The following is a 10,823-nucleotide window of genomic DNA, read 5'->3' as shown; positions in this document are numbered from 1 at the left end:
AGGAACGCTCTCCCATGCCGTCCCATCACCTGCGCTTCACCGCGCTGCTCGCCGCCCTCGCCGCCCTGGCGGCGCCCGCCGCCGCCGACGCCGCCGTCACCGCCAAGCGCGGCGCCGACGGCGCCGTCAGCCTCACCGGCTCGACGAGCGCGGCCGCCTCCATCAGCATCCTCGGCATGGCAGGCAAGACGCGGGTCACCGGACCCGTGCAGCCGGGCAGCGGCTGCTTCACGGTCGGAGCCGCGGTCGAGTGCGGCAACGCCGCGCCGCGCCGCCTGGACGTCCTGCTCGCCGGCTCGACGGGCAAGCTCAGCGTCTACTACAACGCCTCGAGCCTCGACAACGCCCCCGCGTGGCTGGAGGGCGGCTCCGCCGCCGACGTCCTGGAGGCGATCGGCACGGCGTCGGTGATCTTCCGCGGCGGCCCCGGCGACGACACGCTCACGGGCGGTGCGGGCGACGACACCTTCTTCGCCGATGCCGACGTGGACGGCGCCGACGTGATCGACGGCCGCGGCGACCAGCTCGACGCCAAGGCAGGCTCTCGCGGCGACAACGTGTCGTACGGCTTCCGCAGCACGCCCGTCGTCGTGACGCTGCCGCCGAACGGGTTGAACGCGCCTGCGGGCAGCCACGGCGCGAGCGGCGAGGGCGACAAGCTCGCGCACATCGAGAGCGTCGACGGCGGGAGCGCCGGCGACCTGATCACCGGGAACGAGCGCGCCAACCGGCTCGTGGGCCGTGCGGGCGGCGACCTGATCGACGGCGGCGTCGGCGACGACCGGATCGAGCTCCGCCGCGGCCTCTTCGACGGCGGCGCCGCCGACCCGGACATCGCGGTCTCCTGCGGCAACGGCCAGGACGTCCTGCAACGCGACGCCGACGACCCGATCAGCAAGGACTGCGAGCACGACGCGCCCGGCGTGCGCTCCGTCGAGGTCACGGGTGACCTCGCCGTCGGTGCCATCGCCACGGCGACGGTCGACGTCTTCGGGGATCCCGGCACCGCGTCCTATCAGTGGATGGCGTGCACCGCGGACGAGTCCAAGTGCGAGCCGCTCCCGGGCGCGACCGGTCCGACGCTCGTCATCCCGCCGGCGGCCGAGGGGCGCCACCTACAGGTCCGGTTCGCGCTGGCGCCACAGGGCTTCGCCGCCGACACCCAGCTCGTGCAGTCCCCCGCCCGCGGCCCGGTCGCGCCCGCGCCGCCGGCGCCGCCCGCGCCGACGCCGGGCACGCCCGTGGTCGACGTTCCGCTCCAGCCCTCGCCGCCCGTGCCCTTCGCCGAGCACGCCGCGATCGTCGCGACCGCGGGTCTCGGCCACGGCACCCGCTTCGCGCCCAAGCTGCGCCTCGGCGGCGGAGCGCTCGCGTACACGTCCGGCGCCGTCTCGGGCTCGACGCTCAAGCTCGACCGCAAGGGCCATGCCACGTTCGCCGGCGTCGTCTGCCCCACGGCGTGCCGCGTCCGTGCCGAGCTCACGCTGCGCGCCGGCCACCGCACCCGGCGTCTCGCGGGCGCTCGCGAAGCGCTGGCGGAGCGGCGGCTGGGCGTCGTCAAGGTGGCGCTCTCGCGTGCTGACCTGCGCGCGGTGCGCCGCGTCCGCAAGCCCACGCTGACCCTCAAGCTCAGCGTGGGCGGCGTCTCCGCGACCCAGCGGTTCGCGCTGCGCTAGGCGGTCGGGCTGGTGCGGTCCACCACCGTGTCGCTGTGGCGGCGGTCGGCGGTGCGCGACACGAGGCCGGCGACGAGGCCGATCAGCGCCAGGCCGACGTGGAGGACGTTGTCCGCGCTGTTGATCGGGATCAGCCCGAGTACGTCGTTGCCGTCGATCAGGCCGATCAGGGCGACGACGCCGTAGGTGGCGCCGAACGCGATCGCCACGGCCTTCGCGGTCGTCCGCTCGCGGGAGGCGACCAGCAGCAGCAGGCCCGAGGCCAGGTGCACCAGGTTGTGCAGCCCGTTGACGGCGAAGCCGAGCAGCGAGCCGCTCTCGAGCTCGTTCCCGACGGAGAAGCTCGCGTCGGCGATGAAGCCGAACAGGCCCGCCAGCAGCAGCGCGAGGCCGGCGAGGAGGCAGCACCACTGCGCGGGGGTACGCGCGCGGTCGAAGTCCGTGGCCGGACCGGAGAGATGGCTCATGGCCCCGCGCTCCCCCGGCGGCGCCGCGCCATACCGGAACACGTCATCGTGCATGCCGTGAGCCCGGTCCTCCCGCCGATCGTCGCCCCCGGCTTGAAGGTGCTGTTCGTCGGCATCAACCCGGGCCTCAAGTCGGCCGAGGTCGGCCACAACTTCGCGCGGCCGGGCAACCGCTTCTGGGGCGCGCTGCACGCCGCCGGGTTCACGCCCCGCGTCCTCAAGCCCGAGGAGGACGTGACGCTCCCCGAGCACGGCCTCGGCATCACGAACATCGCGCCGCGCCCGACGCGCGCCGCCGCCGAGCTCTCCGACGACGAGCTGCGCGCCGGGGCAGCCGAGCTCGAGCGGCTCGTCGAGCGCCTCCAGCCACGCCTCGTCGCGATCGTCGGCGTCACCGCCTACCGCACGGCGTTCGGCCGGCGCAAGGCCGTCCTCGGCCTGCAGGAGGACACGATCGGCGGCCGCCCCGTCTGGATCCTCCCGAACACGAGCGGCCTCAACGCACACCACACGCCCGCGGACTTCGGCCACCGCTTCGCCGAGGCCCGCGCCTACGCTGAGGGCCTATGCGCCGAGTGATGCTCACCACCGTGGCGGCGTTCGCCCTCGCCGGCTGCGGCAGCGGTGAGGACGAGAAGCAGATCCGCGCGACGCTCGACGCCTCCGCCCGTGCGTGGCAGCAGCAGGACTACGAGCGCGCGTGCGCGCTCCTCACGGAGGCGCGGCGGCGCGATTACAGCGACGTCTGCGACCCGAGCCCGAACGAGGCCGTGCTCACGCTGTTCGCCAAGGAGTCGCCGATCAGCGACATCGACGTGGACGGCGACGCGGCGGTGGTCCGCCGCGAGGACGACGACGACACGACCCGCATGCGCAAGGTCGACGGGCGCTGGCTGATCGACGCCGGCTAGGCCTCGGCCGGCTCGGCCGACTTGGTGGCCGGCACGGACAACGAGACCGGCGCGCTGTGCATCGCGCGCAGCCGCACCTCGCGCCAGCTCAGGCCTTCCTTGACGAGCGCGGGACCGCCCATGACGAGCGCGGTGACGACCTCGACCGCCTGCAGGATGATCCCGTAGCCGAGCGCCTGGGCCGGGGCGACGCCGTACGCGCCCACGAGCACCGCCATGCACGCGGCCTGGAAGACGCCGACGTTGGACGGGGTGACCGGCAGGACCGCCGTGACGTTGACCGCGAACAGGATCGCCGCGGCCGCGCCGAGGTCGGCGCGGTGCTCGAGCCCCAGCGCGACGAGCAGGACGTAGCACGAGACCCACTGGAGCGCCCAGGCGCCGAGCTGCATGCTCACGGCCACGGCACCTTCGCGCGGGCGCTTGAAGACGACGAGCCCGCTGCGCACGCGTGTGACGGCCTTGCGCCCCTGGTCGACCCAGCGCGATCGCGTCGGCCGGCCCGAGCGGATCAGCGCCGGTGCGACGAGCACGACCAGCAGCAGCGCGATCGGCGCCACCGCGTACCAGAGCAGCGCGCGCTGCTTGCCGTCGAACAGGCCGATGGTGGAGAACATGACCGCGCCGAGGATCACGAGCGCGAGCACGTTGATCAGCGTCTGGGAGACGATCGTGCCCAGCACGACCGGCAACCGGTCACGGGCGCGGCCGAGGCGGCGGGAGACGATCAACGCGCGCGAGGGCTCGCCGAGCCGGGCCGGCAGCGTCGCCGACATCAGCACGCCGATGTTCGTGCCCTGCACCGCGTCGGTCAGCTTCGGCCGCGCGCCGGGCAGCGCGGCCTTCAAGATCGCGTGCCAGGAGACCGCGCGCAGCAGCATCGAGGCGCACATCAGAGCGACGCCGAACAGGACCCAGGGCGGGCTGGAGCGCACGAGCGCGTCGCCGATCCGGGCCGGGCCGATGTGCTGGACCGCCGCGACCGCGCCGGCCACGGTGGCGAGGCCGGCCACGCCGATCAGCCCGCGCCGGACGGCGGCGCCGCGGCGGCGCTCGGGCGCCGGCTCGAGCGACGGCATCCGGTGCGCGCCCACCCGGGGCAGCCCGTCGCGCGGCGCCATCCCGAACTTCACGGCGGCCTTGCGGGCCGCGCCGCTCGGCTCCGGCACCGCGAGGGCGTCCTCGTAGGCGCCGACGACCTGCTCGGCCACCCGCGGCCACGCGTAGCGCTCGGCGCTCACGGCCGCTTCACGGGCGAGCCCGTGGACGCGCGCGGGATCGAGCGCGAGGTCGCGCAGCGTCTCCGCCAGCGCGGTCGCGTTCCCGCGCGGGACGAGCACGCCGTCCACGCCGGCGCGGACCACGTCCCGGTAGCCCGCGATGTCCGAGGCGACGACCGGCGTGCCCGCCGCGAACGCCTCGGTCAGGACCATGCCGAACGACTCGCCGCCGAGCGACGGCGCGCACAGCACGTCCGCTTCCTGCAGCACCGCGGCCTTCACGACGTCGTCGACGCGCCCGAGCGCCGTCACGCCCTCGCCCTCGACGAGCATCGGGGCCAGCTCCTCCGGCGTCAGGCCGATGACGGTGAGCTCGGCGGGGATCTGCCCGCGCAGCGCCTCGAAGGCGCGCAGCAGGACCGGCAGCCCTTTGCGCTCGACCGCCTGGCCGACGAACACGATCCGCAGCGGTTCTCCCGCACGCCGCTCGCGCGGCGCCGGTACGCCACCCTCAGGCACCACCACCCCGTTCGGGATGATCCGGTAGCGCCCGCCGTAGAAGCGCTTGCCGGTCCACGCGGCCGCCTCGGACACGGCGATCGAGACGTTCAGCCGGTTGAGCTTGCGCCGCGCGCCGACCAGCCCCGCGACCTTGTGCGAGATGAGCGACTCCGAGTAGCAGTGGAACGTGCCGACGAGCGGCACGTCCGTGCTGGTCAGCGTGTCCCAGCCCGCGACCGGCGTGACCGGCTCGTGCAGGTGGATCACGTCGAACCCGCCCGCGCGCAGCTCCCGGCGCAGCTTGGAGACCGCCGACGGCGAGGCGGCGACGTTGGAGACGGCCCCGTTGGACGGCCAGCCGATCGATGCCCCGAGCGGCGTCAGCCACTCCGGGACGTCGCGCACCTGCGGGCGCGCACCACGGTGCGCCCAGGCGGTCCGCCGGAGGTCGGGGTCGAAGGGAGCGAACACGCGCGCGTCATGGCCCGCGCGGTCCAGCTCGGCCCGCAACGCCTCGATGTGGCGGGTCACCCCGCCGGGATATGTCCACGAGTACGGGGAGACCAGCGCGACCCGCATTGGAGGCGATCCTATTCCCCGCAGCGGCGTTCCGAGGTGCGGCTAACCGCTCTTCACGTATCCTGGAGGCCATAGCGATGCCAGAACGCCAGTTCGTCAAGTACACGTTCCTGAAGGTCGATCCCGCCTGGCGGCGCCTGGATCCCGAGGAGCGCGCCACCCACAAGCGCGAGTTCATCGCCGCCTGTGAGGACTTCGCCTCCGAGCGCCTGCTGCGAGCCTTCTCGCTGGTGGGTACGCGCGGTGACGCCGACCTGCTCCTGCTCACGCAGGCGGTCAACCTCGAGCGCATCCACGAGTTCCACGTCGTGCTCGCCCAGAGCGGCCTGATGGCCTGGGCCGAGACGCCGTACAGCTTCCTGGCGATGACCAAGCCGAGCGAGTACTCCGACGAGTCCCGCCTCGAGGTCCGCCCCGCGCACTCGAAGTACCTGTTCGTCTACCCCTTCGTGAAGACCCGCGAGTGGTACGCGGTGAACCCGAAGGAGCGCTGGCGGATCATGCAGGAGCACATCCGGGTGGGCAAGGAGTACCCGGACGTGGACCTGAACACGAGCTACTCGTTCGGGCTCGACGACCAGGAGTTCGTCGTCGCCTTCGAGGGCGACGAGCCGTCCGTGTTCCTCGACCTCGTCCAGCGCCTGCGCACGACCGAGTCGAGCGCCTACACCAAGCGCGACACGCCGACGTTCACGTGCCTCTCGATGTCCGTCGAGCGCGCGCTGAACGCGCTCGACGGCGCCGCGGTCTCGATCACGGCGTAAGGATCTCGGGCGTTCGGCCGCGCTCGCGGTCGCGGTCGAACCGCCCGGTCGCCTCCTCGAGGTCCTCGCCGCGCATCGCGGCCTCGACCTCGCGGTCGACCAGCTCGGGGTCGCGCAGCACCTTCTGGAAGTGCTCCTCGTCGAGCTCGCCCTGCCACTTGGCGATCACCATCACCGCGACCGAGTTGCCGATCGCGTTGGTGAGCGCGCGGCCCTCGGACATGATCCGGTCGATGCCGACGACGAGCGCGATGCCGACCGCGATCGCCTCGGCGCTGAAGAACGTGCCGCCGAACGCCGTCAGCGACGCCGTGAGCGTCACCAGGCCGGCGCCGGTGATGCCCGCCGCGCCCTTGGACGTGAGGATCATCAGGCCGGCCAGCGCGATCTGCTCGCCGATCGCCATGTCCTGGCCCGTCGCCTGGACGATGAACAGCGCGCCCAGCGTCAGGTAGATGCAGGTGCCGTCGAGGTTGAAGGAGTAGCCGGTCGGCAGGACCATGCCGCTCACCTGGCGCGAGGCGCCCGCGGCGGTCAGCTTGGCCAGCAGCCGCGGCAGCACGGTCTCGGAGGAGGACGTGCCGACGATGATCAGCAGCTCGTCGCGGATCAGGCGCACCATGCGGAAGATCGAGAAGCCCGCGAAGCGGGCGACGAGCCCGAGCACGCCGAACACGAAGACCGCGCACGTCCCCCAGAAGACGACCATCAGCATGCCGAGGTTCGTCAGCGACTCGGCGCCGAACACGCTGACCGTGTACGCCATGCCGCCGAACGCACCCAGCGGCGCCACCCACATGATCAGCCGGATCACGCCGAAGACGACCTTCGAGGCGACCTCGAAGACGCCGACGATCTGCTTGCGCTGCTTCTCCGCGAGCATCGAGATCGCGGCCGCGACGAGGATCGCCAGCACGAGGATGCGCAGGATCTCGTTCTCGACGAACGGCTGGACGAAGCTGGTCGGCAGCAGGTCGTCGGTGAGGAAGTGCGTGAGGCCGGTGTCGGTCGCCCCCGCCTCCTTGATCGACTCCTGGGCGCTCGCGCGCGCCGCCTCGCTCGGCTGGCCGTCGAAGCCCGAGCCCGGCGCGAAGATGTTCGCCGCGAGCAGGCCGAGCGTCAGCGCGACGATCGTCATCGAGAAGAAGTAGGCGAGCGCCCGCAGCGCCAGCCCGCCCGCGCGCGCCAGGTTGCCCAGCGACGCGATGCCGATGACGACGGTCAGGAAGATCACCGGGCCGGTGACCGTCTTGATCAGCTGGATGAAGGCGTCCGCGAGCCACTTCGAGCTCTCCGCCGGGCCTGGCGCCACCAGGCCGAAGACGATGCCCAGGCCGATCGCGACGATCACCCAGAACCACAACTGCTTGAACAGCTTCCTCTCCCGCATGGCGTCCTGGTACCCCGCTCACTGAACTTTCAGCGCGTGCCGCCGATCAACCGGGGCAATGAGCGCGACCATGACTTCCACCCAGCGCTATCGCCTCGTCACCCGGTCGGACTTCGACGGGCTCGTGTGCGCGGCGCTGCTCAAGCACCTCGGCATCCTCGACGACATCCTCTTCGTCCACCCGAAGGACGTCCAGGACGGCAAGGTCGACATCGGCCCGAACGACGTCACGACGAACCTGCCGTACAGCGCCGACGCGGCGATCTCGTTCGACCATCACAGCTCCGAGGCCACGCGCGTCGGCGGCCCGCGCGCGAACCACGTGATCGTCCCCGAGGCCCAGTCCGCGGCCCGCGTGGTCTACGACTACTACGGCGGCGCCGAGGTCTTCCCCGGCATCGAGGAGCTCATGGACGCGGTGGACAAGGGCGACGCCGCCCAGTTCACGCTCGACGAGATCCTCCACCCCACCGGGTGGGTCATGCTCAACTTCCTGATGGACCCGCGCACCGGTCTCGGCCGCTTCCGCGAGTTCGCGATCTCCAACTACCAGCTGATGATGGAGCTGATCGACATCTGCACCGCGATGTCGGTCGAGGAGATCTTCGAGAACCCGCACGTGAAGGAGCGCGTCGAGCTCTACAACGCGCACGCCGCGGCCGCCGAGGAGCAGATCCGCCGCTGCTCGACCGTGCACGGCAACCTCGTGGTGCTCGACCTCCGCGAGGAGGAGGTCATCCACCCGACCAACCGCTTCACGCTCTACGCGCTGTTCCCCGAGACCAACATCTCGATCCACGTCCTCTGGGGCCTGCGCCAGCAGAACACCGTGTTCGCGACGGGCAAGTCGATCCTCGACCGCTCTTCCAAGACCAACGTCGGCGAGCTGATGCTCTCCTACGGCGGCGGCGGCCACGACGCGGCCGGCACCTGCCAGGTCTCGAACGACGACGCCCCGCGCGTGCTCGACGAGCTGGTCGAGAAGATCAACGCCGACGGCTAATCTCCCGCGGCGCATGGACGCCGCCGACGCGCACCTGTCGAAGGACCCCGTGATGGCGGGGCTGATCGAGCGCTTCGGCGGCCCGCTCCCCCTCGAGCACGAGCCCCGCACCGATCTGTACGGCGCGCTGCTGCGCTCGATCACCGGCCAGCAGCTGAGCGTCAAGGCCGCGGCCGCCATCTACGGCCGGCTGATCGCCCGCTTCGGCGGCCGCGCGCCCACGCCCGAGGAGATCCTGGCCGACGATCCCGACGAGCTGCGCGCCGCGGCCGGGCTCAGCCGGGCGAAGACCGCCTCGCTGCGCTCGCTCGCCGAGCACGTGATCGACGGCACGCTCGAGCTGGACAAGCTCGACGCGCTGCCGGACGAGGAGGTCATCCGCGAGCTGGTCGCCGTCAAGGGCATCGGCGAGTGGACGGCGCACATGTACCTGATGTTCACGCTGCACCGGCCGGACCTGCTGCCGACGGGCGACCAGGGCATCAAGAACGCGATCATGACCGCCTACGGCCTGGACGCGGTGCCGTCGCCCGAGGCGATGACCGAGATCGCCGAGCCGTGGCGCCCGTATCGCACGCGCGCGTGCCTGTACCTCTGGCGCTCGCTCGACAACGAGCCGTTGCCCTAGCGGGCAATGGCTTGACGGGTCCGCCGACGCGGTGCCGGCGCCGCGCGGATGGCGGCTAGCGCAGCCGCGCCTCTTCGAGGTCGAGGTCGCGCTCGATCTGGCGCTGCACGTCCTGCGAGATGCGGCCCTCGTTGCGCAGGCCCAGCACGGCGGCGCGCTCGGCCTGGATCAGGTCACGGCGCACGTCGGAGAAGCGCATCCGCTGCTCCTGCAGCACGTCGGGGGTCTTCTCGCCGCCGAGCACGGCGACGCACTGCTGGAAGCGCGCGCGGTAGAGCTCGCGCAGCCGGCGGAGCGGCTCCTCGTTGACGCGCTCCTCCTCCTCGAGCTCGTCGAGCCGGTCGAGCGCGGTCTGCGCGGCCTCCAGGCGGGCGATCGCCTCCTCGGGCGACCACTCGCGCTCGCTCGGGATGCGCAGGGCGCGCACCACCGCGGGCAACGTCAGCCCCTGGCCGACGAGCGTGACCAGGATCACGACGAACGTGAGGAAGATGACCTCCTCGCGGCCCGGGATGTCCGCGGCGATCGACAGCGCCGCGGCAAGTGAGATCGCCCCGCGCATGCCGCACCAGCCGACGACGAACCGCTCACGGATGCCCAGGCCCGGCGCGACCGGCAGCAGCGCGAAGGCGATGCGGACCGCGATCACGATGCCCGAGATCGCGACGCCCGTGAGGATCAGCGAGGCTGCCCGGTCGCTGCCGAGCTCGTCGATGATGTTCTCCAGCTGCAGGCCGAGCAGCACGAACAGCAGCGCCTCGAGGCCGAAGGTGAGGATGTTCCAGAACGAGATCGCGGTCAGGCGCGTGTCGGCGTCGAAGTAGTCCGACTGCTTCCAGCCGCTCAGCACGCCGCAGACCGCGGCGGCGAGGATGCCGGACGCGTGGACCTCCTCGGCCGCGATGTAGCTGGCGTAGGCGGCGAGGATCGTCAGCAGGACGGACACGGTCACGTCGGTCTGCTTGCGGATCGCGCGCAGGCTGACCCACGCCACGGCACCGCCGACGAGCGCGCCGCCGGCCGCGGCGACGAGGAACTCGAGCGTCGCGTCGAGCAGCGAGAACGTGCCCGCGGTCGCCGCGCCGGCGGCGACGCGGAACCCGGTCAGCCCGGTCGCGTCGTTGATCAACGACTCGCCCTCGACCAGCCGGCGCACGCGGTCCGGCACCCGGACCGTGGCGAACGTGGCGACGGCCGCGACCGCGTCCGTGGGCGCGATCACCGCGCCGAGCATGAACGCCGCCGGCCACGAGAGCCCGTCGACCATGGCGTGCGCCGCGACCGCGACCACGCTGGTCGTCATCAGCACGAGCGCGAGCGCGAGCAGGCCGAGCGCCCGGCTCTCCGCCCGCAGCTCGCGTGCGGAGGACGCCCAGCCGGCGCTCATCAGCAGCGGTGGGATGAAGACCAGCAGCACGACGTGCGGGTCCATGTCGATCCGCGGCACGCCCGGGACGAACGCGAGCGCGAGTCCACCGAGGACCAGCACGATCGGGTACGGCACGCGCAGTCGGTCGGCGGCGCGCACGAGCAGCACGGCGGCGAACAGCAGCGCGAAGAGAAGCTCGAGTTCGCCCACTGGGGCGGGCAGTCTAGGGCGCTATGTCGCGGCTCCAGGCGGCTTCGCCGCGGGCTGCCGCGATCTCGGCTGGAGAGATCGCTTCGCGGATCTCTAGGATCGTCG

General features: G+C 72.3%; 10 protein-coding genes. 6 read left to right on the top strand and 4 right to left on the bottom strand.

Annotated features, from left to right (window positions below):
- Positions 1 to 14: 14 nt before the first annotated feature.
- A complete protein-coding gene (locus tag C8N24_RS17525; protein WP_121251996.1) occupies positions 15 to 1,676 on the top strand; it encodes a calcium-binding protein in 1,662 nt (553 codons plus the stop codon).
- Here C8N24_RS17525 and C8N24_RS17520 read toward each other — a convergent pair.
- On the bottom strand, positions 1,673 to 2,143 hold the full coding sequence (locus tag C8N24_RS17520; RefSeq protein WP_170179165.1) for a DUF4383 domain-containing protein: 471 nt from the start codon (positions 2,141 to 2,143) through the stop codon (positions 1,673 to 1,675). The genes C8N24_RS17525 and C8N24_RS17520 overlap by 4 nt on opposite strands.
- Positions 2,144 to 2,200: 57 nt before the next feature.
- On the opposite strand from C8N24_RS17520, the gene mug reads away from it, so the two are divergent.
- Both mug and C8N24_RS17510 read left to right on the top strand, forming a co-directional pair.
- Positions 2,201 to 2,722 (top strand): G/U mismatch-specific DNA glycosylase, encoded by a 522-nt coding sequence (gene mug / locus C8N24_RS17515; RefSeq protein ID WP_245971878.1) that lies wholly within the window; start codon positions 2,201 to 2,203, stop codon positions 2,720 to 2,722.
- Positions 2,710 to 3,054 carry a hypothetical protein gene (locus tag C8N24_RS17510; protein WP_147447852.1) on the top strand — a complete coding sequence of 115 codons (345 nt, stop codon included), beginning with the start codon at positions 2,710 to 2,712 and terminating at the stop codon, positions 3,052 to 3,054. The genes mug and C8N24_RS17510 overlap by 13 nt, the downstream gene beginning before the upstream one ends.
- Here C8N24_RS17510 and C8N24_RS17505 read toward each other — a convergent pair.
- On the bottom strand, positions 3,051 to 5,354 hold the full coding sequence (locus C8N24_RS17505; protein ID WP_121251991.1) for a lysylphosphatidylglycerol synthase domain-containing protein: 2,304 nt from the start codon (positions 5,352 to 5,354) through the stop codon (positions 3,051 to 3,053). The two genes, C8N24_RS17510 and C8N24_RS17505, sit on opposite strands and share 4 nt — an antisense overlap.
- Before the next feature lie 77 nt (positions 5,355 to 5,431).
- Between C8N24_RS17505 and C8N24_RS17500 the strand changes: the two genes are divergently transcribed.
- The gene (locus C8N24_RS17500) at positions 5,432 to 6,118 is read left to right on the top strand and encodes a chlorite dismutase family protein (RefSeq protein ID WP_121251989.1); all 687 of its coding nucleotides are present in this window, start codon (positions 5,432 to 5,434) and stop codon (positions 6,116 to 6,118) included.
- On the opposite strand, the gene C8N24_RS17495 is transcribed toward C8N24_RS17500, so the two are convergent.
- The gene (locus tag C8N24_RS17495; protein WP_121251987.1) at positions 6,108 to 7,508 is read right to left on the bottom strand and encodes a cation:dicarboxylate symporter family transporter; all 1,401 of its coding nucleotides are present in this window, start codon (positions 7,506 to 7,508) and stop codon (positions 6,108 to 6,110) included. The genes C8N24_RS17500 and C8N24_RS17495 overlap by 11 nt on opposite strands.
- A gap of 70 nt (positions 7,509 to 7,578) precedes the next feature.
- Between C8N24_RS17495 and C8N24_RS17490 the strand changes: the two genes are divergently transcribed.
- Positions 7,579 to 8,511, top strand: coding sequence for a DHH family phosphoesterase (locus tag C8N24_RS17490; protein ID WP_121253281.1), 933 nt, complete (start codon positions 7,579 to 7,581; stop codon positions 8,509 to 8,511).
- Between the two features lie 13 nt (positions 8,512 to 8,524).
- Positions 8,525 to 9,139, top strand: coding sequence for a DNA-3-methyladenine glycosylase family protein (locus C8N24_RS17485; protein ID WP_121251985.1), 615 nt, complete (start codon positions 8,525 to 8,527; stop codon positions 9,137 to 9,139).
- Between the two features lie 55 nt (positions 9,140 to 9,194).
- On the opposite strand, the gene C8N24_RS17480 is transcribed toward C8N24_RS17485, so the two are convergent.
- On the bottom strand, positions 9,195 to 10,718 hold the full coding sequence (locus tag C8N24_RS17480) for a Na+/H+ antiporter (protein ID WP_170179164.1): 1,524 nt from the start codon (positions 10,716 to 10,718) through the stop codon (positions 9,195 to 9,197).
- Between the last annotated feature and the right edge of the window lie 105 nt (positions 10,719 to 10,823).

Source organism: Solirubrobacter pauli, assembly GCF_003633755.1.
In the GTDB taxonomy this organism is placed as follows: domain Bacteria; phylum Actinomycetota; class Thermoleophilia; order Solirubrobacterales; family Solirubrobacteraceae; genus Solirubrobacter; species Solirubrobacter pauli.
Note: the sequence above shows the minus strand (reverse complement) of the source record. Positions and strands in the feature narration are given on the sequence as shown.